At 55.1% G+C, this 22,264-nt stretch carries 16 protein-coding genes; 13 read left to right on the forward strand and 3 right to left on the reverse strand.

Annotated elements, in window-relative coordinates:
- The first annotated feature begins 22 nt into the window (after window positions 1-22).
- The 9 genes from QOL67_RS18375 to QOL67_RS18415 all read left to right on the forward strand — a co-directional run bounded on the left by QOL67_RS18375 (window position 23) and on the right by QOL67_RS18415 (window position 11,425).
- Window positions 23-496 (forward strand): hypothetical protein, encoded by a 474-nt coding sequence (locus QOL67_RS18375; protein ID WP_283427444.1) that lies wholly within the window; start codon window positions 23-25, stop codon window positions 494-496.
- A gap of 17 nt (window positions 497-513) precedes the next feature.
- Window positions 514-936: a hypothetical protein gene (locus QOL67_RS18380; protein ID WP_283427445.1), complete on the forward strand. Its 423-nt coding sequence runs from the start codon at window positions 514-516 to the stop codon at window positions 934-936.
- Window positions 937-1,078: 142 nt separating this feature from the next.
- Window positions 1,079-8,041, forward strand: a complete 6,963-nt coding sequence (locus QOL67_RS18385) for a phage tail length tape measure family protein (RefSeq protein WP_283427446.1) — start codon at window positions 1,079-1,081, stop codon at window positions 8,039-8,041.
- A complete protein-coding gene (locus QOL67_RS18390; RefSeq protein ID WP_283427447.1) occupies window positions 8,038-8,949 on the forward strand; it encodes a hypothetical protein in 912 nt (303 codons plus the stop codon). The genes QOL67_RS18385 and QOL67_RS18390 overlap by 4 nt, the downstream gene beginning before the upstream one ends.
- Entirely contained in the window at window positions 8,949-9,977 is a 1,029-nt protein-coding gene (locus QOL67_RS18395; RefSeq protein ID WP_283427448.1) for a tail fiber domain-containing protein, read from the forward strand. The genes QOL67_RS18390 and QOL67_RS18395 overlap by 1 nt, the downstream gene beginning before the upstream one ends.
- 78 nt (window positions 9,978-10,055) lie before the next feature.
- Window positions 10,056-10,388, forward strand: a complete 333-nt coding sequence (locus tag QOL67_RS18400) for a hypothetical protein (RefSeq protein WP_283427449.1) — start codon at window positions 10,056-10,058, stop codon at window positions 10,386-10,388.
- Window positions 10,388-10,519: a hypothetical protein gene (locus tag QOL67_RS18405; RefSeq protein ID WP_283427450.1), complete on the forward strand. Its 132-nt coding sequence runs from the start codon at window positions 10,388-10,390 to the stop codon at window positions 10,517-10,519. The genes QOL67_RS18400 and QOL67_RS18405 overlap by 1 nt, the downstream gene beginning before the upstream one ends.
- Window positions 10,520-10,550: 31 nt before the next feature.
- Window positions 10,551-11,108, forward strand: coding sequence for an N-acetylmuramoyl-L-alanine amidase (locus QOL67_RS18410; protein ID WP_283427451.1), 558 nt, complete (start codon window positions 10,551-10,553; stop codon window positions 11,106-11,108).
- On the forward strand, window positions 11,105-11,425 hold the full coding sequence (locus tag QOL67_RS18415) for a hypothetical protein (RefSeq protein WP_283427452.1): 321 nt from the start codon (window positions 11,105-11,107) through the stop codon (window positions 11,423-11,425). Before QOL67_RS18410 ends, QOL67_RS18415 begins: the two co-directional genes overlap by 4 nt.
- 165 nt (window positions 11,426-11,590) lie before the next feature.
- On the opposite strand, the gene QOL67_RS18420 is transcribed toward QOL67_RS18415, so the two are convergent.
- A complete protein-coding gene (locus QOL67_RS18420; RefSeq protein ID WP_283427453.1) occupies window positions 11,591-12,343 on the reverse strand; it encodes a hypothetical protein in 753 nt (250 codons plus the stop codon).
- 280 nt (window positions 12,344-12,623) lie between these two features.
- Here QOL67_RS18420 and QOL67_RS18425 point away from each other — a divergent pair, with 280 nt between their 5' ends.
- The 4 genes from QOL67_RS18425 to QOL67_RS18440 all read left to right on the forward strand — a co-directional run bounded on the left by QOL67_RS18425 (window position 12,624) and on the right by QOL67_RS18440 (window position 19,099).
- Complete coding sequence (locus QOL67_RS18425) at window positions 12,624-13,427, forward strand: DNA adenine methylase (RefSeq protein ID WP_283427512.1); 804 nt, start codon at window positions 12,624-12,626, stop codon at window positions 13,425-13,427.
- A gap of 104 nt (window positions 13,428-13,531) precedes the next feature.
- Window positions 13,532-13,798 (forward strand): hypothetical protein, encoded by a 267-nt coding sequence (locus tag QOL67_RS18430; protein WP_346770616.1) that lies wholly within the window; start codon window positions 13,532-13,534, stop codon window positions 13,796-13,798.
- Between the two features lie 307 nt (window positions 13,799-14,105).
- Window positions 14,106-14,528, forward strand: coding sequence for a hypothetical protein (locus QOL67_RS18435; protein WP_283427455.1), 423 nt, complete (start codon window positions 14,106-14,108; stop codon window positions 14,526-14,528).
- Window positions 14,529-15,589: 1,061 nt separating this feature from the next.
- A complete protein-coding gene (locus tag QOL67_RS18440) occupies window positions 15,590-19,099 on the forward strand; it encodes a calcium-binding protein (protein ID WP_283427456.1) in 3,510 nt (1,169 codons plus the stop codon).
- Window positions 19,100-19,125: 26 nt separating this feature from the next.
- Here QOL67_RS18440 and QOL67_RS18445 read toward each other — a convergent pair whose 3' ends face one another.
- Together QOL67_RS18445 and QOL67_RS18450 are read right to left on the reverse strand one after the other, a co-directional pair.
- Window positions 19,126-19,746 carry a nucleotidyltransferase family protein gene (locus QOL67_RS18445; protein ID WP_283427457.1) on the reverse strand — a complete coding sequence of 207 codons (621 nt, stop codon included), beginning with the start codon at window positions 19,744-19,746 and terminating at the stop codon, window positions 19,126-19,128.
- A gap of 32 nt (window positions 19,747-19,778) precedes the next feature.
- Window positions 19,779-22,196 (reverse strand): GcvT family protein, encoded by a 2,418-nt coding sequence (locus QOL67_RS18450; RefSeq protein WP_283427458.1) that lies wholly within the window; start codon window positions 22,194-22,196, stop codon window positions 19,779-19,781.
- Window positions 22,197-22,264 lie beyond the last annotated feature (68 nt).

The following is a 22,264-nucleotide window of genomic DNA, read 5'->3' on the forward strand; positions in this document are numbered from 1 at the left end:
AACCATTACAGAGAGATACACCATGGACTTCACTCAATTTGACTCTGTCAAACGCGCTGAGAGCGGCTTTGATTATCACATCAAATGTGCAGCCACAGGCAAGCCGCTGTTTGACAACTCGGATGACATCTATGCGGACAATGGCAAGCCTTGTCTGGTTACGCTGAAAGGTCGTGAGGCCGCGTCTGTTCGGGCCGCTCTGCGCGAAGCTGGCAAAGCCCGCGCCCTGGCGGAAAAAGACAAAGGCGACGAGGACGAAGAGACTTCTGTGAACTTTGACGAAGTGCATGATCTGATGGTGACCGCTGGGTGCATCATGATCAAAGGCTTTAAGAACATTGACCGGGAAGAGCGTCCCGCAAAAGCCAAAGATGCAGATTGGTTTTTGAACCTGAATCGGTTCACCGGACCCAGCGAGTTCAAATCCTTCGTTGAGCAGGTGACTGAGGCTGCCAATGATCGGGCGCAAGTTCTGGGAAACGCCTCGAAAGGCTGACGCTGTTTGCCCGGCAATTGGGTTTTCTGGATGCTGCCCCAGAAGAGTGGGGCGGGCTGACACGTCGAAAGATGTGGGAACGCGAAAAGCTTGATCTGGCGTTACCGGACATCTCAAGGGTCAGCTTTATACTTGAGTGGCTTGGCTCCGAATGTCTTGGGTGGTTCACCCAGGATGGTATGGGGGGCTTACGTCCAATCTCCTGGGGAGAAATGGACGCCTTCGCGCGTCTGACCCAAACTGACTTTGAGCCGTGGGAAGCTGAGCAGCTGCGCAAATGCAGCGCGGGCTATGTGGCCGGGTACAATCTCGGGCGCCAACCTATGGTCGTTTCGCCTGCATATGAGGATCGCCCGGATGATGATCCTGGCGTTGCTGTTGAGCGAAGACGCGTGTCTGAGCAGATGAAATCCGCATTAAGCGGGCTTGCAAAAAAATAGGGACGGGCGATGACAGTTGCCCGTCCAAAAGCTTCCACAGCCCACTGTGGCGCAATCTTACAAATTCCAAAATTTTCTACGATCTGACCTCCTTGGCCATGAGCTGAAGGGGTGTTCTGTGGTAGCGGAGAGGGCAACCTTTATGTCGATTGAAATCGGTGCAGTCCGGGCGTCAGCCCACTTTGACACCGCCTCTTTTGTGACAGGTGCCAAGAACGGCATTTCTGCCATGTCGTCATTTAAGGCTGGTTTCAAAAGCACCACTCGCGAAGCTGTCCGGGACGCGGAGAGGATGGCGGCGGCCTGTGGCGCGAGCTTCAAAAGCACATCGTCAGCCGCTCAAAAGCAAGTCGACGCACTGGCTGGTGTTGATCGCGCCAACAAAAAAACCTCGGCCTCTACGCGCGCTTGGGTCGGTGCGCTGAACAAACAGGCGCAGGCATTTGACCGTGTGCGGGCCTCTGTGGATCCTGTGTTTGCGGCGTCCAAGCAATACGAAGCTGCCGTTGATGATGTAAAAGCATCGGTCCGTTCTGGCATTGCCTCTCAGTCTGAGGCCAACCGGGTTATTGATCAGGCGGCGCAGAAATACCTTGGCTTGGTGCCTGTGAGTGAGCAGGCAGCGCGCGCCCAGGAAAAAGCCGCCAAAGCAGCCCAGACCGCCCGAAGCACCTACGAGCAGTCCCGCGCCAGTCTGGATCCGCTGTACGCGGCTTCAAAACGGTATGAGGCTGTTTTGCGGCAGACCAAGGCGGCGCTGGCCTCCAAAGCCATTAGTCAGGCAGAGGCAAATCAACTGCTGGCCTTGGCAGAAAGCCAGTATCTGGGCACGGGTGCGGCTGCGATGCAGTATGGCAAGCAGACCAAAGTTGCCACACATCACACGGCCAACCTGGCTTTCCAGTTCAACGACATTGGCATGATGATGGCGGCAGGGCAGAACCCCTTCATGCTGGCAATGCAGCAAGGCACACAGGTGTCGCAGGTGCTGAACCAGATGGGCGGCGGCGTGAAGTCCATTCGGGGCATTGGTGCGGCGTTTCTCCAAGTGATCAACCCGACGTCTTTGGCGACGTTGGGGATCATTGCTGGCGCGGCGGCGCTCGGCCAATGGGCAATGTCTGCATGGCAAGCCGAAGACAACGCAGAGGCGGTCAAAAAACGCATCGAAGAGCTTCAAGATGCGATATCTTCCTTGTCCAGCATCTCTCAGGCCTCAGCAGCGGATCTCGAAGTGTATCTCGCAGAAGCCTTTGGCCGGACGTCCGAGAAGGTCCAGGCGCTGATTGATGACCTAAAAGAAGCTGAGTTCGCCACAATTAGCCGTCAAATGCGGGTTTTTGTTGAGGACGGCACCGAGGGGCTCAATGAGCTTTCCGGCGCATGGGATGTGTTTCAGACGTCTCTGGTAAATGGTGCCGCCATCGATCAGGGTTATTTGAATGAGCGCATGGCCGTTATTCATGCCTCCAAGCTCAGCTTGTCTGAGTTCTTGCAGCTTCAGAAAGAATACCAAGACGTCCTCAATGCCACGAGCGCCGACCAGCTGGTGTCCGAAATCTCCGAAGCGCGGGATTTGGCGGTTCAACTTGGCGGGCCTGTCGGGAATGCAGTGGCAGATCGATTGCTGAAAGCGGCCGAAGAGGGCGGCTTGCTCAACCGTGTGCTGGGTGCTGCTGCAGGTCAATCAGATCGGATTGCCTCCAGCGCCCATGACGCGGCTTCCGGCTTCCTACAAGCGGCCAACAATGCAATGGCGATGCAGCAGGCGATGGCCTCACTCAGCGTTCCCTTCTCCGATGCGATGTCTGATCTAGATTTCGAAGTCGCAACGGCTGGGATGAATGCAGCCGACAAGCTGGTGGCCACTCGTGTGCGCCGCCTAGAAGAAACCATGCACTCCGCGTCTGAGACGGCCTTTGGTTTTGACTACGGTTTGACCTCGGAACAGAAGGCGCAGTTGGCGGATTATGAAACCGCGCTGCGTGGCAACGCCGCTGCCTTGACCACTGTGTCCAAGGCGGGCGGGAAGGCCTCTAAGGCCAGCAAGGATGCGCTGTCTGATCTGCAGGCGGAGCTTCTCCATCGCCGTAAACTGTTGGAGCTTCAGGGGGCCCAGAAGCAGCAATTCGAGGCGCTTACAAAAGTCCAAGAGCGTCTCGGAAAATCGGCCAGCAAAATGACCTCGACTCAGGTCGCGGGTTTGGCGGGTCAGCTTGTTGCCCTGGAAAACCATGAAGCCGCGCTTGAACGTATCAACGGCTTGCAGGGGCAGTGGTCTGAGCAAATCACCCGAACCGCCTTTGAGAGCGGCAATATGGGCGACGTGATTGAAGGCATGTTGAAGGACATCGCTTTTCAGTTTGCGAGCGCCAAAATCGTGCTGCCAGTCATTGCGTCGATTTCGAGTGTGATTGGTCTTGATCGGCTGATTATGGGCGGTGCCGGGGCCAGTGTTGCTGGTGGCGCGGCAACTGGCGGCGGTGGAGCTGGTTTGTTTGGCAGTCTGTTGGGCGGCAGCGGCTTGCTTAGTGGCATCGGAGGTGGGTTTCAGGCTGCCATGGGACTTGGTGGTTTCGCCAGCGGTGGGCTGTTCAATATTGGGGCCAACGCGGCGGCGGCTTCCGCCATCACTGGCGCGAGCGGGTTTCTGTCCATGGTTGGTGCGGCCATTCCAGTGCTTGGCATTGCGGCTGTCGCAATCTCTGCCCTGATTGGCAAAACCAAGGTTTTGAATAGCGGGCTGCGCATCACCGTCGATGAATTTGATGCGCTCATTGAAAGCTTCGCCACCAAAAAGAAAACACGTCTGTTTGGTCTGATCAAAAAGACTTGGACGGATGCGTCGGAACTGGACGCAAAAGATGCAGCTCCGATTATTCGCGCGATTGCTGACGTCCAGGGCAACATCGTGGAGATGGCGGCCAGCTTGGATGTCGGCAAAGACGCATTCAAGCGCTTCAAAACCACAGTGGACGTCTCTTTGCAGGGTCTGTCAGACGAAGAGAAGGCCAAAGCAATCCAAGATGCCTTGCAGGGTATCGGCGATGAAATGGCGTTGTTGGTGCCTAAGCTGGAGCGTTTTCAGAAGGATGGAGAGTCGGCCTCTTCGACGCTTCAGCGTCTAAGTGCAAGCTTGAGTGCTGTGCAGCTGGTCGGGGACACTTTAGGGCGCGCCTACACCCACACTGGTGTGAACGCCGCTGCAATGGCCTCTGACATCGTCGAAACCTTTGGCGGTCTTGAGGCTTATTTCAGCGCGACAACCGCTTATCACAGTGCATTCTATACCGACGCCGAAAAGCTGGATACGCTGGCACGGCAGTCTGCGGATGCTCTGGAAGCAGTGGGGCTGGCTCTCCCAAAAACTCGGGCGGAATACCGGAAAATGGTTGAGGCTGCCAATTTCTCCAAAGCCAGTGGACGGGAGGCCTATGCGGCGCTGATCAGCCTTTCTGGAGCCTTGGATCAATTGGTTCCAAGCCTGGAAAGCGCAACAGCGCAGATGCACAAGCTTATTTCAGGTAGCGCCGTCGACACAGAAACCGTTAACTCCTTTGGGGGCATGGATGCGTGGCGCTCCGCGACTGAGGCGTTTTATAACGGGTTCTTCTCGGACACAGAGCGCTTCCACATCTTGAGCCGTCAAACCCAGCGCGCGGTTGCGGATCTGGGCCTTGCCATGCCCGAAACACGTGAGGAATTCCGTGCGATGGTCGCCGCCATTGACGTGACCACGGAAAAGGGGCGCGAGATGTATGCGGGGATGATCAGCCTGGCCGGGGCCATGGATCAAATCTTGCCAACCATGGAAGACGTCAGCGCGGTTGTGTCCGGGTTTATGGGCGGCACGTCCTCGCTGGTGTCCACAATGATCTCGGAGACCAATTCTCTGATCAGCGCCTCTCAGCGCGCCGCAGAGGGCTGGTACGGGGTGGCCGACAACCTGCGCAGCCTGATCGTTCAATTGACAAATGCCAGCACCTCTACCGCGTCCCCATGGGAGAAACTGGCCACAAACCAGGCCCTGGTCGAAAAGCTGTTCCTGCAAGCGCGGGGCGGGGATGTTGATGCGGCGCGCGGCTTTGGCGGGGCTGCCAAGGATTATCTGCAATCAGCTTTGGCCACGGCGGGCAGCTTCGCGGACTACCAACGCATTGAAGCGCAGATCCGCGCGCAAGCGCAAATGCTGGCTGGGATCAGCGAACTTGAAGGGGCGTCACAAGACGTGATCGTTACCCTGGCACAGCAACAGCTTGGCGTGCTGAATTCGCTGAACAACTATCTGCAATCGACCGATGAGATTTCCCCGGATGATTTGGATGGCTTCATTGGCACGCTGGAGGGGCTGGAAGAGGCCATCAAGCAGGCAGAGATGTTCAGCTATGATTTCCTGCAAGAGCGCCTGAACGTCACCGTTGATCTGATTGCCACCGCAGATGTGCCAAACGCCGTACGCGCGCTGATGGAAGCGGGCACCGACGGCATCCACAGCACCATCAACTTTGCGGTGATGGATGACGAATTGACGCCAGACCTACGCTGGCTGGCCGTCACACAAGCCTCAGAACACCTGTCGACGATCAACTTTGCCTTGGGGGATGAATTGACCGGCTGGCCACGTCGGCTGGCGCTTATGTCCTCTGGGTCGATCACCCGCACAGTCAACGCCGTCTTGCGCCATGGCCTGTCCCATGAGGAAATGCGTTTGGCTCTTGCTGGCAGCTCCGAGCTTGCCCGCGTGGTCAATGTGAGCTTGGGGGAGACGGACCCTTACGCCTTGCACTTGGCGCTTAGCAACGTGGGTGCTTATGCGGTTGCTGTGAAGGCGGCCCTGGATGCATCGCCAGACATCCGCAAGATCGTGTTTGGCGGTGCAGGATCCTATGCGGTGATGGTTGAGGCTGCGCTGTCGTCAGACATTCACGAAGCGTCCCGGCGCATCCTGTTGCAGGAGCAGGGCGTCTACGCCGTCAACATCACCGCGACCCTGGCGCAGAATGTGCCGGATCAGGTCAAAGCCCTGTTGTTGAATGCCAACACAGAAGGGCTGCACGCGGTCACAGTTGGCTGGACCTTCAAGGATAAGCTGACGTGGAAAGAGCGGCTTGCACTGATCGAGGATGGCCGCAGCATTTTGCAAACCATAAACCTCGCCACCAACCAAGTGGGGATCGATGCCGCCGACCTTGTGATGCTGGAGCAGCTGTCTATTGGCGATGGCACGGTGAACAGGTTCATTCACACGGCGTTGCAAGGCACCTTGGGGTTTGGCGCATTTGAATTGAACTATCTTGCGCAACTCTATGCCGGTGCTGGCACCACATGGCGGGGCATCAAGGCCGGAGTACACGGCGGTCAAAACATCGGCACTTTCGGGCATCGCTATCTGAACCAACTTGCCAGTGGCCCTGGCCTGATTTGGCGCGGCGTCAAAGCCAGCGTGTCCGGGGTGCCGACTGGTAAGGGGGCAAATGGCCAATATCTATCGCAGCTCTTTGATGGTGCTGGGTCAGTGCAGCGCGCCATCAAGGGCGGCGTCGTGTCTGTGCCCGCCGGAAACGGAATCAACGGGCAATATTTGCGGCTTTTGACCAAAGGTGAGGCGCAAACCGTTCGTAACGTGAAGGCGGGCATTCGCGGTGTGCCAACCGGCAAAGGGGCAGGGGCTGCCTATCTGGCGCAGTTGGTTCGAGGTGATGGGCAAACAGATCGGTCCATCAAGGCTGCGGTTGTTGGATCTTCTGGTGTGCACAAATGGGGCCAAAACTATCTCGGCCAGCTCTTTGTTGGTTCTGGTGTGGTTGCGCGCAAGCTCAAGGCAGGCGTTACCGGATCGGGCGCAATTGGCAAATTTGGCTGGAACTATCTGAGTCAGTTGAACGCCGGTGCCGGCACCACTTTGCGCACAGTGAGTGCAGGCGTGACGGGTGGCGGTGCGCTTGGCAAATGGCAAAGCTCTTATCTGAGCCAGCTTTATCAAGGGGCCGGATCTACGCGCCGCGCGGTGCTGGCAGCCGTGGATGGCAAGGGTGTGGGCGCGTGGGGGAAAAACTTCCTAGAGGTTCTGTTTGAGGGTGGTGCAGACGTTCCGGGCACTCTGAACGGCAAAGTCAATCTCAGCGCTTTGACTGGTCGCGGGTCGCGTTTCTTTGAGCTGCTGACCGAAAAGGCCTCGGTGATCCAGCACACGATTGACGGAGTTGTTGATCTTGGCGGGTTGTCAAAGCGCCAGCGGGCGTTGTTGGATATCGTGTCCGGTGCCAGCAAAGGCACGGTGACGCTGGGGGGCAATGTCAAATTTGATCCGTCAAAGGGCTTCTCCACATGGTTTGGCAAAACGGTGCGCACTGGGATCTCGACGCCGGTTTCTGAGCTGGCGGAGTCAATCAAGAACCTGAAAGAGGCCATGAGCCGTCAGCGCGTGGATGACATCCTGTCTCAAACCACCACCAACAAGCGCGGCATGACCTTCCTGAACGAAGCCCAAATTCGGGCGCTGGCCAACGCCATGGGGATCGATCAAACCGGCGTCGGTCTTGGTGATTTGATGTGGCAAATCCAGACCAACGACATGAACGATGCGCTGCATCGGGTCTACTATGATCCAACCGGTGCAGCGCGGGACCGGTTTGAAACCGGCGTTTCGGTTGATCATGGCCAAAAGTACCAATTTTCCGATTTCGGCGTTGAGCAGTTGGATGGCAAACACCACAAAACCGTGGTGACCGGTCCTAAAGGCGGCAAACGCGGTCCCATGCACTACGACGCAGCGATGAAGATGATCGATCAGATCATTTTTGGGCGCATTCCAGCTTTTGCCGACGGCGGTTTTCATTCCGGTGGTTGGGCGATGGTGGGCGAGCGGGGCCCGGAGCTGGCCTACATGCCGCCTGCGCGCGTCTACAACGCGCCTGACAGTCGCGCGATGATGGACAATGGCGATCTGGTTCAGGAATTGCGCGCACTCAAGCAAGAGCTGTCTGACACCCAGGGTCAAAGCCGCGATCTGCTGAAACTGGTCGTCAAAACAACCGAGCGGATGCGCAAACTGCACACCAAGTGGGATGCAACACACCTGCCTGTCCAGGAGCAAAGCGCATGAAGCTGATCGATGCGATGGAAGTCACCGAAGCCGTATTGGCGGGCTCAAGTATCTCTGAGGATGAGCATCCTCCTTACGATCCCGTGGTTACATATGCCAAGGATGTCTCTGTTTTGATCGAAGCCACTCATCGGGTTTATCGTTCTGTTGTGGATGACAATACGGGCAACGATCCAACGGTACTGGGCAGTATTTATTGGGTTGAAGTTTCTGCCACCAACCTGTGGAAACCATTTGATAATTTGGTGACGGACCAAGCCGAAGGGGCAAGCCCATTGTGGTGGTCGCTGGCACCCAACCAGTTCGTGAATGCCTTGGCGGTGTTTAACATCGAAGATGCAGATGACGTGACTGTTCAGGTGTATTCTGAAGGCACCGAGGTGGCGACTTATGATCAGACACTGGAGCTGGTCGACAACTCTATGGTTGATGACTGGCACGCGTATTTCTTCCAACCGATCGAGCGGTTTGCAAAGGCGGTCTTTACCGACTTGCCCGCCTTTGAAGGGGACGCGGTCGACGTCACCGTGACCTCGGGTGATGGCACTCCGAAAGTTGGGCAAATAGTCTTGGGCCTGGTGCATACAATCGGCACCACACAGGAAGGCGTCACGGCCAGCATCGAGGACTTCTCGATCAAAGAAGACGATGCCTTTGGACGGCCAACGGTGGTGGAACGGTCCTACAAGACCTCGGTGGACTATCCGGTTGCGATTGCGACAGAGCGCTCCGCCTACATTCAACGCCTTCTGGCGCGCCGCCGCGCCACTCCAACAGCCTATTTTCCTGACAGCGACCTCGACCGGTTTGGGGTGAGCGTTTTTGGCTTCTTTGAGGACTTCACCGTCACGCTGTCAGGATCACCACAATCTGAGGTTTCAATTACAATAGAGGGGCTTGAAGCATAATGCCTGCACCATTCATTTCACCGCTGCCGGATCCACCGGATCGCACTTCGCCAGGGACAACATTTGCGTCAAAAGCGGCGGCGTTCCTGTTGGCGATTGTCGAATTTCGCGAGAACATCAACGCATTCGGGGCTTGGCTTAATTCAAACGTGATGATTGCTTACGCGTTTGGGGCAGGGACGGAGGACCGGCCTTCTATCCATCGCGACGGCGATTTGAACACTGGCTGGTGGTTCCCGGAAGAGGATCGCATGGCGGCGAGTACAAATGGGGTGACACGCCTGTATTTGGCCAACACCGGACAGATGGGGCTTGGAACAGGTCTAGAAGATCCGTTGGCCCGCCTTCATTTGCGAGATCACACGGGGGATATCCTGCGTGTTGGGTGTAAAACCAATGCGGCTAATACTGAGGCAAACGCGGTCTTTTATCACGATGAGGACAATAGTCAGAAGGTGGCGGGGCGGCTAAAAACCCTGCGCGAAGGCAGTCAGAACGCGTTTTCCATGGTGTTTGCGACCGGGGCTGGTGGGGTGCTGACCGATTGGTTTGTTTTGGATCAAAACGGTGTGTTTCGGCCTGCTTCAGACGATGCGCAAAACATTGGCAGCGCCAGCTACCGCATTGACAATATCTACGCGACCAATGCGATCATTCAGACCTCTGATGGCACTCAAAAAACGGATGTCGCAAGCCTAAGCGATGCAGAAAAGCGGGTTGCCTTGGCCGCCAAAACGTTGCTGGTCAAATACCGCTTTCAGACAGCTGTGGGCAGCAAAGGCGATGCCGCGCGCATTCACTTCGGTGTCATTGCGCAAGACCTGGCGGCGGCGTTTGAGGCGGAGGGACTGGACCCTTGGGCCTATGCCATGTTGTGCAAAGATGTTTGGTGGGAAGTCACCGAAGCGGAAAGCGGCAAGGTTCAGACAATTGCCGACGAAGAGGCCGCGTCAGAAGGGGCTGAGCGCATCGAGCGCTGGGGTGTCCGTTACGAGGAACTCTTCGCGTTTGTGCTGAGCGCGATCTAACGAGGGCAATCACATGAAACTGGAAATGATCAGCTCCGCTTCGGCGGGGTTTTTTGTTGTGGCTGAGGAGGGCAGGGGATGAGCAACCACGATCCCAATTTGTGGCAGCAGGTGTTTAACGACCGCGGTGCAATTCTGGCCTTTTTTGGTGCGCTTGGCGGGATGGTTCGGTCTGCCACAATCAAGACCACATGGCGCGAAGGGGTGCGCGTGACCTTCATTGGGTCCGCCACTGCCTTTGGCGTTGGGGTGCTTGCGCCATACCTGGTGCGCCCCTGGGTGGGCGAGTTGCCTCCGGAAATGTCCGGCACCCTAGGCACCCTTTGCGCTGCATCCTTCATTGTTGGGTTAATCGCCGTGACGATGATTGAGCGGTTCCTCGCAGGCCGAAAGCTGGTGGAGGAAGAGTGATGCGCAACAAGCAGTTTCGGCGCGAGAAAGAAAGCCCAAGCGCTGACATGTGGCACACGCTGCGTGTTGGCGTGTTTCTGGGGATTTTGCTCTGGGTCGGTTTGGCGGCCCTGGGCGCATTACTGGCCTGATCGGCCAATTCGTAAAATTGGAGTAACTGTCATGAGATTGGCAATTGTCGTGGGCCACAACGCCCGCGCCCAAGGTGCTGTGCGCCGTGATACGGGCGAAACTGAATTTGGCTGGAATAGCCGTCTTGCGGCGCAGATCGAAGATGCGGCGGCGGCTTATCCCGGCGTTTATGTGAAAGTGTTTTTTCGGCACGACGTTGGGGGCTACAGCCGCGAGATTGCGGATGTGTATCAACGCTCGGATGCGTGGGGCGCGGATGCGTCTGCAGAACTGCATTTCAACAGCGCCGGGAGCACACTGGCCACGGGTACGGAAACCCTGACAAGCGGCACCAAGGCGTCTGTGCGCTTTGCGGAGGCGGTGCAGGATGAAATGCTTGACGCGCTAGGGCTACGTGATCGGGGCGAAAAATACGTGCCGCCCACAGGGCGCGGCGGCAAAAGCCTGCACTTTGGCCGTGCGCCCGCTATCCTTGTTGAACCTTATTTTGGATCATCGCCCAATGGTTTGGCCGCCACAGATGAGGCGCACGAACAAAAGGCGCTGGCACAAGCCATTCTGCGCGGGTTTGTTCTGGCCTTCGCATGAAGTCGTTGCCCGTGTTGGCCTATGTGGTGGCCGGTGGGGTGGCGCTGTCCGTGTTTACGGGCTGGCAGGGCTATCGGGCTGGAAATGCCGCCTGTGAGGCCGCAAACGCCGCCGCGCTGCGCGACACTCAATCAGACCTCTTTGATCTTGCAGATCGCCTAAGCGTCACCAGCGCGCGCTTGGTTGCAGAAGAGGCGGTGCAGACCGTCAAATCAGAAGGAATCGAACATGAAGCCCGCAATGATTTTGACCCTTGCCGTGTGCCTTCTGACTCCAGCTTGCAGCGGCTCAAAAGGCGTTGGGCCGTTGAGGATTGAACCGCTGCCTGCCACGGTCACCAACTCGTGCGCTGATCCGTCCAGCTTTTTGGGCGCGGGTGATTGGGAGTTAATCGCGGGCCGGTTGGGGGATGAGCTGATTTCGTGCAATGGAAAACGAACCGCTGCCGTGGGTGCCTATGACGGAGTGCGCGTTGCTCTAGATTAACCCCTATACGATCCAGATAGATTCCAATTGATAACACGTTTTAACCCGAAGCTTTTTACGTCAACATAATCCTGCTCGTCGGGCACCGGGTGTGGTGACTTTGGTCGGAAAACAATTCGGTATTCGTGTTCCGGGCGAAATTGTTTTGGCTTGCAGAAGTTGATTCTCCAAAAACGGTCTTCGGCGCTTTCTTGTGTGTTACTGTTGTGTCCGGTCGGAACGTTTTTATGCGTACGTACCCGGCCTATGTATTCAACCCGTTTGGCAAAGATTGATTGTCGCGGGGGCGAGTCTGTGGTCCAGGTCGGGTGTTTTTTTAGCGCGTGATACAGCGCTTTTATGAGTTTCGAGCCATCCATCACAATATAGTGGGTTAGGTCGGTGTCGCCGGGGTAATATGACCCATCTGGTAGCTCGCATCCATGTAGCATTTTTTCGTGGTGGGACTTGTCGTAAGGGCCAATTGATGCGCAAAAAACTAAGTTGTTAGAGCTGGTCACTAGTTCAACGCCGCCGTCTATCAGTACATCTTGGAATTCTACGCCGCCTATCGTTTGATTGTTTAAGTGGGTGTCAAGGTAGATGTCTTTGCCCAAACCTTCTTCTTTATCGGTGAAGCGGATCGAGGCAGCTTCGCTTCTAGCCGCTTCTGTCTGTCCATAGATTATGTTTGTTCCCACCCTAAAACTGCCCTGCCTGTAGAACTTCAAATCGTCCTTTTTGATGAATTTTATCAATTGGGGTGTCATGTATACCTACCTGATTTGACAAACTGTGGTCACCACGTCCAGTTGCAAGGACGGTGTTGGCCAACTTGCGCATAAAGAAGGCCATGCTACGACCAAACAATTTTTTGGTAAAAGCCCTTCTATCTATCAGCTTTGCCTCGAAACGAGGGCAGGCGGTGCATCAACACCGCCCACCATGCAGCCATTCTTCACACAAGCTGCACCGACGAAACCTTGACGCATCGTCGCCCGACTCACGCGTGAGTGGCGGCACCCTATGCGGAAAACAACTATGCATACAATGACTTCGGTGCGGCCTGCCGCGCCCGTTGCCCCGTGGCTGGGCGGTAAGAAAGCCCTACACAAGACTTTGATCGAACGGATCGAGCGGATCCCACATAAGACCTACATCGAGCCTTTTGTGGGCATGGGCGGGGTGTTCCTGCGCCGTGATTTCAAGCCGCAGCTCGAAGTCGCCAACGATCTGAACGGCGAAATCATCAACCTCTTTCGGATCGCGCAGCGGCATCTTCCTGAATTGGTCGCGCAGCTCGATCTGCAAATTGTCTCGCGCATCGAGTTTGAGCGGTTGCGCAGGATACCTCCCGACACTTTGACGGACTTGGAGCGCGCTGCCCGCTTTGTTTATCTCCAACGCTTGGCTTTTGGAGGCAAACTTGGGGGCGTCTTTGGGGTGGCGGTTGATCGCACCAGGTTCTCAGTAAAAGGAGCAGAGGATCTGCTGCGTCGGGCACATGAACGCCTGGATGGCGTTGTCTTTGAAAGTCTGGATTGGTCTGAGGTCATTCGCCGGTATGACGGTGCCCACTCGCTTTTCTATCTGGACCCCCCCTATTTTGGTGGGGAGGCTGACTACGGCAAAGACATGTTCTCGCGCGATGACTTCCAGGCTATGGCGGAGCAGCTCCGCGAGATCAAAGGGGCCTTTGTCATGTCCATCAACGACACGCCGGAAATCCGCGAGTGGTTTGAAGGCTTCCACATCGATGAGGTGCGTTTGAACTACACGATCGCCAGGTCGGCCGGCAAGAAAGTCCAGGAGCTGATCATCTCAAATCGAGAGATCCGGACGGGGCTGTTGTGATGGCCGTAGAATAGACCGGCTCAGTTGCACACCGGCAAAACGTGCAGCCAACCTGAAAGGTTCCTCCCATGAAGATGATTGCAACAGCCGCCCTGGCGGCCCTCTTGGCGTGGCCAGCCGCTGCGCAGAATCTTCAGCACTGCGCAGCACGTGATCTAGTCGTGGAGCGTCTGGCGCAGAAGTACCGCGAAAGTCGTCAGGCGCTCGGCCTCGGCACACAGGGGGCCATGGTGGAAATCTTCGCCTCCGAGGAAACCGGCAGTTGCACCATCACGGTTACCATGCCGAACGGATCAACCTGTCTGTTGGCGACGGGGCAGGCGTATGAACGGTTGGTCGAGGCGCTGCCTGCCGCTGGCGACGATACCTAATCCCGGCGGCGGGATTAGCCACGCATTCCCAAACATGAAAGGACGTTCCCCAGTCCAATAGCATAGACGCTGTCCCTGCTTATGCTGTGCCCCCGTTGGCCGTTAAAGGCTAGCGGGGATTTTTGCGTTTTGGGTAGCAACTAGACACGGATGGGAATGAATTTAGGGTAAGGGGGAGCAACTAATTGCAAGAGGGATTCCTTTGGTGGAAACACAGACAATTCACATAGATTCTGGTGCGGTTCCGAGATGCCACGTCTGTAATTTTTTGGACATCGCAATAGGGTTGATTGCTGGGGTTTCTTTGATGAGCAAGCATAAAACGCAAATGGCGCCATTGGCGGCAACAATAATGCTGGGCCATTCGATGGAATTATTGGCTAAAGCCTATTTGCTGATCCAAGGAGATGTCACAGTGGATCAGTTGAAAGGGTGGGGGCCTAAGAACGAGAACAATAAAGTGCGTTACGGGCACAACATCAAAAACATGTGGCGGGCTGAAACGCCACTTTTTGATCAAGCAGAAGAACTGTGGTTTCGCGAGTATCGCTCGCACTATGAGACCCGCGACGACTGCATGGAGGCATTTGAGAGAATTTTCAATCTCGCCGCGGAACATCATGAAGCCCCCTACTCAGGCCGATATGGCGGAAAAAACCGATACCCAGCACACGAGAAGCTTGCGCCAATTCTTTCTGAGATTCTGGAACACATAAGCAAGAGCCACTAGCTTATGCAGGCCACCAATCCTGCACAAATTGCGATTCACACTCGGATCGCATCTGATCCGGATCGATGGGTTGAACTATCCGTATCGCCCTTCAGAGTGCTTCTCTTCCGGTTCAGTCGGCAGCGGATGATCGGGCGGCGTCACACCGTGGGCGGATAGCCAATCTACAACTTCACCCCAACGATCCTGATCGCTCACTTTATGGGGGTGAAGGTCGAGTTCATGCCAACGCTTGCGCAAGTCTTCGGGGATTCTTCCAGGCCATTTGTCCATGCGATAAGTTCTGCATCTGTTCTCTCATGCGGTCAAGGTGGTTTTGACTTCAGAGTCCCTCGCTGTCTCGCTGTGGGGGGATTCCTTTTGGATGGCCAGTCGCGCGGTTTCATCGACTTCGGTTCCGAGTTTTGTTTACGCGTAAACAAAACCCCCCATATGAAACTCCCCCAAACGGGCCAAAAAACGGCATAAAACGGGAACACAGCGTGAATATACCCCCTGTCTGCGCCCTCCGAAGGCAGAGGCCAGAGGTTCGAATCCTCTCAGGTGCGCCACTTTTCTTAACAATTCGACGTTGAACGCCGCCGGGGAGATTCGGGTTTTGGCTTGCATTGTGGCCGGACCTTGCCGGTTTTGTGGTCGAAGTTTGTTCTTCTGAGGCGGTGAAATGGCACCATTGTGGCAACAATTGGGCATGCCAAAACTGTTTAAAATCTGGCAAATGTCCCAGTTTTTGTGGTTTTGTCCGTCGCTTTCCCGAAAGGCGTGTTTTTCAAGGGCTTAATCCGAAATTATCGAAACTCTTACAATTTGACACGAAGCTAAACGGCATTGTCCGCTTCCTGTTTAGGACTCATTAGCCCCAGCAAATTACCACTAAGGGTGGGATTTTAGCGGCTCAGGGGTGGGCCATTAGGTGGGAACAACAAGATGCGTCTCAAACAAACGAGCTTCATCAAGACAATCACGCATAGATCGGTCGCTATGCACTCAGAAGGGTGTGCGCAGCCGCGTTGGGACCAAAGCCTGACCGCGACTTTGTAACGATTTCTGAGGACAGTTAGATGCCTATTACCATTACTGTGGATCGCAGTAGTGCGCCGATAGAGGTGCGCTCGGACATGTTCGGCGTGAACCTTTTGACCAGCACAAACGAAGTCAACGGCGTTCCAAATGATCGCTATGTTGAGGCTATTGATTTGGTTGGTGCGACACGGTTGCGCTATCCTGCGGGGCGGGCTGCCAACGAGCAGATCACGGAACTGGATCGCGGACAAAGCGGCTTCAATCAGATCCGTGAAGACGTTCGTAACTATCTTGATTGGGTGAAAGCAAATGACGCACGGACCACGCTTGTGGTGCCAGCTTTGGCGGATGCGCACACCAATCAACAGGACATTCGTGATTGGGCCGAGCTGGTACTTGAGTATATGGGCGATCAGGCTGACCTGATTGCTGGCTATGAAATTGGCAATGAGTTTTGGCAAACCATTGATGAAGTTGAGTATGGCGAGTACGCAGCGGACATTGCCAATGCCCTGCGTGGTGCCACAGTAAATGGATATCAGCCGGAGATTTGGGTGCAGACTGCCAACGTTGCTGGCGGTGCGTCCAACTACAAAGGCGGAAATTACGGTTCTATTAGTGACGCGGATGCAATGGCGGCGATGGCACATTGGGATGTCGCGCACCGACCAAGTGATTGGAGCGACTCCCAAACAGCTGAGCAATACTACAAAAGCCTCAACGGGTACGAAAAGCGGGTGGTCAAAGGCAATTTGGAGTTGTTGGAGCAGCTCGATGCCGACCACAATATTGCCAACGGGTTCCAAACCGACAGTGCAACTGCATCCATTGATGGCATCGTGGCACACTACTATTTTGACAAAGACGTTGAGGGCTACGATCAGAGCGCTGGTTTGACGCGATCTGAAGTCAAATACTTGGATTTGCGATTTGCCACGTGGGAAGCCATGTTGCCGCAAGACTTGAATATTCAAGTCACAGAATGGAACGTTGAGACTGGCCATTGGAACTGGTTGGGTTTGAAAGCTGCAGGCGTGGTTGTCGAGCAGTTCCAAAACATGCTTGAGCTGGGTGTGGACGGGGCTGATTTTTGGACTGTACGCCACAACACCTCGACGTCGATTGCTGGAGGCAATTCGGATCAAAATGCCGTCGAACTGACACCCGCTGGCGTCATGTTGCAGTTGATGTCGGAAAGTCTCAACCCTGAAGATGGCTCGATGTATGCGGTATCTGTTGATGGGTTCGACGAGACAAAACTTGAGGTAAATGCCTACTCCAACGGATATAAAAGTGTGGTTTATGTGACCTCGCATACGGAGAGTTTCAATAAGAGTTTCTCCCTGGATTTGTCCGATTTGGCTGGCAATGCATCGTCTTGGAGCGGCCGAGTTGTCGGTATTGATGCCAGTACATCTGATGGCTACAGTGACAACGCTGCCTATGATGAGAATGGTGATCTGGTTCAACGGCTTGGTAAGCGCACAATTGACCCCGCAGAGCGGGCGGACCTGATTGAAGTGTTGGGAGACGCCTATGATGACGAGTTGATCAAATGGAGCTCCGGGAATTGGAAGACCTACCTACCAAAGCCGGAAGACATTTATGTACGTCCAGGCGTGGGTAATCCGACGTCTTTGGATGACTTTTATTTTGCCACTGAAACCGATGTGGCTGGGTCTCTTACCATGCTGAGCGAAGGTCAATTGGGTAGCAGCGCGGACAATATCAGCTTTCGTCTGAACCCTTGGGAAGTGATTGAGATCACTTTAGACCACTCCAATGTTGTAAGTGGAGACAGTTCGGCGGAGGTTATGCGGGGTGGCTATGGCGTAGATGACTTCAACGGAAGTGGAGGGGACGACTTCCTCCGCGGATACGATGGCATGGATATCCTTGTCGGCGGGACCGGTCATGATTCTGTTTATGGAGATTCTGGCAATGACCGTCTTGAGGGCAAATCAGGAAACGACCGCCTTTACGGCGGGTCTGGCAACGACAAGCTTGTTGGTGGTGACGGCAACGACTATCTCCGTGATGATGCGGGCCGCGATGATTTTGTTGGTGGCAACGGAGTCGATACGGTCTCTTATTGGGGGCACAAAACCGGAGTAAATATAAACCTGAAGACGGGTAAGAATTCCAGCGCCGACACTTACAGCAGCATTGAAAATCTCTACGGCTCGGATCTGGCAAGAGACACCTTGTACGGTGATAATTACGATAACTTGCTTTACGGCGCAGCCGAAAATGATCGGCTATATGGCTATTCCGGTAACGACACTTTGAAAGGGGGCGATGGAGACGATTACCTCCGGGACGAGTCCGGGCGTGATGTTTTTGTTGGTGGCAGTGGTCAGGACACAGTGTCTTATTGGGGGCACAAAAGTGGGATGACGGCCAACCTCACCACTGGGGCAAATTCCGGCGGTGACAGCTACGACAGTATTGAACACCTGTTAGGGTCGAACATCGCTGACGACAAGTTTTACGGCAATTCAAATGGCAACAAATTGGATGGCGCCGGTGGCGATGATGTGCTTTTTGGCTATGGTGGCAACGACGTCTTGGTAGGCCGTGAAGGCACGGATCGGTTGTACGGAGGCACAGGCAGCGACACTTTGACTGGCGGTGATGGCAATGACTACTTGCGTGATGAGTCCGGTCTTGATGTGTTTGACGGTGGCGCAGGCCAGGATACTGCGTCGTATTGGGGGCACAATGCGGGCGTGTCGGTGAACCTTTTGACAAGTGTAAACAGCAGTGGTGATACCTATGTCAGCATTGAAAACCTACTTGGGTCCAATGTGGCAAATGACACGCTGGTCGGGGATCACGGCGACAACCGTTTGGATGGGGCCGGGGGCAGCGACGAGCTTCATGGCAACGACGGTGCGGACTATATTGTTGGGCGCAGTGGTGACGACAGCCTTGAAGGCGATAGCGGTAACGACCGGCTTTATGGCGGATCTGGAACTGACACGCTCCGCGGGGGTGATGGCGACGACTATCTACGCGATGACTCCGGTCGGGATATTTTTGACGGTGGCGAAGGCCAGGACACGGCCGCTTATTGGGGGCATGCGTCTGGTGTGACCGTGAATTTGGACACCGGGGTCAACAGCAGCGGTGATACCTATATTAGCATTGAGAATCTTTTGGGTTCCAACAAGGCGGATGACCATCTGACCGGGGATGAACAAAACAACTATCTACGTGGCGCGGCTGGCAACGACACATTGATTGGTGGCGCCGGAGCCGACACTCTGCGCGGTGACAGCGGCAACGATGTTATGGCCGGTGGCGATGGTGGAGACCTTTTTGTATTCCACGACAGTTTTGGGCAGGATGTGGTGACCGACTTTGATCTGTCACAGGACGTGCTGGATGTGTCGTCTGTGGACGCATTCACCAGTTTTTCGGACGTGATTTCAAACCATGCATCCCAAATGGGTTCTGATGTGGTGATTTCCGTGAGTGGGAGCCATCAAATCACACTAGAAGACGTGAGCCTTGGCAGTCTTGCCGAACATCACTTTGATTTTTGACTTGAAAGAGCATGAGGGAAAACGCTTTAGCGTAATCTGTTATCACGCCATGTGCGCCACTCTTCTGGGGTGTCCAGGTCTGTCAAGGCGTGTTCATCGGGCAGTTTGATCAATTGAACTGAAGGCGCATTGCGTTTTAGAACGTTCTTCGCCCCGATATCTCCGGTCAAGCAACAAAGCTCTCCAAAAAGCCGAGCTGGGAAAAGCACGGGGTGGCCGGGGTGGTTGTCAGCTGATGTTGCCCTAATAATAGCGTCAGATGCCACTTCATGTGATTGTGCAATGGTCTTGAGATCTGACTGCGTGAGGTCGGGCATATCTGCAGGGATAACCATAACGGCAGAACAGTTGCCTGGTAGTTTTGCAATGCCCGCGCGCAAGGAATGTGCCATTCCTTCCGATGCGTCGGTCACCTCAACAACAACACATTCCAACCCTTGAAGTGCAACGCGCCTGGAGGTGTCGTTGGGGCGTAGGCAAATCAGAACCGTTTGTGACACAGCACAGGCCTGCTTTGCCATCTTTTGCAAAAGTGGTCGCCCATCCACCTCTTCCAGAAGTTTGTCGCCACCGCGCATCCGTGAAGAGGAACCTGCGGCCAAAATGAGAATTGCGATGTTGGTCTGGGAAGTGGGGACGTCGGTCATGGCCTGATTTTGCCGGAATACAGTTAGGTTGACTAGCCCCGCATGCGGTTATTGCTCGCGTCAAAAAGCGGTTCCGAGAGCAGGCGTGCACGACACATTTCCCCCAATATTTCGATTTCGACTTCAAGATCTTCGGTAATGTGACCTGTTGGGACAAAGCCCAAGGCAACTGAGGTTTTGACGTTGTGCGCATAGCCTCCAGACGTGCAGAACCCCACAACTTTCCCATCCAGCCATATGGGCTCATAGGCCTGAACGTCTGCGTCATTTGCTTCGACTGCAAAGGCACAGAGTTTTCGGATAGGGCCGTTGTCACGTTCCGCTTCAGCGGCGGATCGGCCAATGAAATCTTCGGTTTTTTGGAAGGCAATGAACCGATCTAACCCTGTTTCAGCGGCAGTATAATCCGGAGAATATTCCGATAGCCACGAACCAAAGAATTTCTCCAAACGCAGAGACATCATGGCCCGCATGCCAAACGGGCGCATCCCGAGAGGCTCCCCAGCGTCCCAAAGCGTGTTCCACAATGATCGTTGTGCCATGGGGTCGCAATAGATCTCAAATCCAAGGTCGCCGGTGTAGCTGACCCGTTGAACAAGGCAGTCTACCATGCCGACAGTAAGTGGACGCACGTCCAAAAACGCCATGTCCGCAATGTCATCCCGGGTACCGGCTTGCAAAATTTCCCGTGCCTTATGACCCGCAATCTGAAATCCGGTGAGGCGGTCTGACACGTTTTTTACCAGCACACCGTCCATCTCATTTTGTTCAAACCACCGCATGTGGTAGGCTTGTGCGCCGTAAGATGCAGTGAGTTGGAATGCGTCTTCGGAGAGGCAGGACACGGTGAAATCCCCAATCAACCGTCCTTTGTGCGACAACATTGGCGTGAGGCTTAATCTGCCCTGTTTGGGGATGCGGCCCGCCATAATACGGTTCAGCCAAGCGCGGGCATTCGGCCCCGTGACCATATACTTTCCAAAGTTGTGAACTTCATTGATGCCTGCCGACTCGCGCACCGCAGCCACTTCACGCGCGGTGGCTTCAAATGCGTTGGAACGACGGAATGATGGAGTTTCATAGCGCGGCTCATCTTCTTCGGCGTAATAATTGACCACTTCCAGACCAAATTGTTGCCCCCAAACCGCGCCCATTTTGTCAAACACGTCGTACATGGGGGTTTGCCGGAATGGTCGCGCGGCGGACAACTCCTCGTTAGGATAGGAGACTGAAAAGCGTGTTTGGTAGTTTTCAATAACTTTAGGGCGCGTGTATCCAGGCGTGATCCAGTCGCCAAAGCGGGCGCAATCCATGGCGTAGGTGTCGCGCTCGGTTTCTCCCTCGACCATCCATTGCGCCAGCATCAATCCAACGCCACCGCCTTGCGAAAACCCAGCCATAACTGCGCAGGCGGACCAATAATTGCGCATGCCAGGTACTGGTCCAACCAGTGGATTACCATCTGGCGCAAAAGTGAAAGGGCCGTGTATTACGGATTTTACACCAGCCGTGGCGAGGGCAGGGAAGCGTTTGTAAGCAAATTCAATGGAGGCTTCGATTTTGTCAAAGTCATCTGGCAAAAGTTCGTGGCCAAAATCCCAAGGGGTGCCGTCGACGCCCCATGGGCGGCAAGGTTGCTCATAAAAGCCAATGCACAGGCCGCGGCCTTCTTGGCGGAAATAGCTTTCACCTGCGGGATCCATCACATGGGGATGCTCCTTGCCTTCCTGCATCATTTCAACAATGAGAGGCACGTCTTCGGTGACGATGTATTGGTGCTCCATTGGATGTAACGGAAAATACACGCCGGCCATTGCACCCACTTCACGGGCCCAGAGACCAGCAGCATTGACCACATGTTCAGCGTGAATGGTTCCCTTGTCGGTGATCACATCCCATGTTCCGTCCGGTCGCTGAGTGGTGGCTGTGACTTTGGTGTGGGTTTGTATGGTGGCTCCGCCCAATTTCGCAGCCTTGGCGTAGGCGTGCGTGGTGCCAGAGGGATCGAGGTGTCCATCAAGAGGATCATACAATGCTCCGACAATGCCGTCTGTGTTGGTGGCAGGTGCAAATGTCTTAATCTCCTCGGGGGTGAGGATTGTCGTGTCTAATCCCATGAACCGATGCTTGGCGCGTTCGGCCAACAGCATGTCAAAGCGATCCTGATTGTCCGCGAGTGTCACACCTCCCACGTGGTGCAGTCCGCAAGACATACCTGTGATCTCTTCCAGCTCGCGATATAGGTTGATTGTGTAACCTTGAAGCGCAGCCATATTGGTGTCGCCATTTAGCGTATGAAACCCTCCAGCCGCGTGCCATGTGGACCCAGAGGTCAGTTCAGACCGTTCAATCAACATGACGTCCGACCAGCCAAGTTTTGTCAGGTGGTACAGAACAGAGCAGCCAACTACGCCACCTCCGATCACTGCTACGCGGGTCGTTGTGGTCATGCACGCCTCCTGTGTTCCCTGATTTCCATGAAACCGGCAGGTTCAGGTGTGCAGCATGTTCAAATGCG

The sequence above is a fragment of the Shimia sagamensis genome (genome assembly GCF_900182745.1).
Taxonomy (GTDB): domain Bacteria; phylum Pseudomonadota; class Alphaproteobacteria; order Rhodobacterales; family Rhodobacteraceae; genus Shimia; species Shimia sagamensis.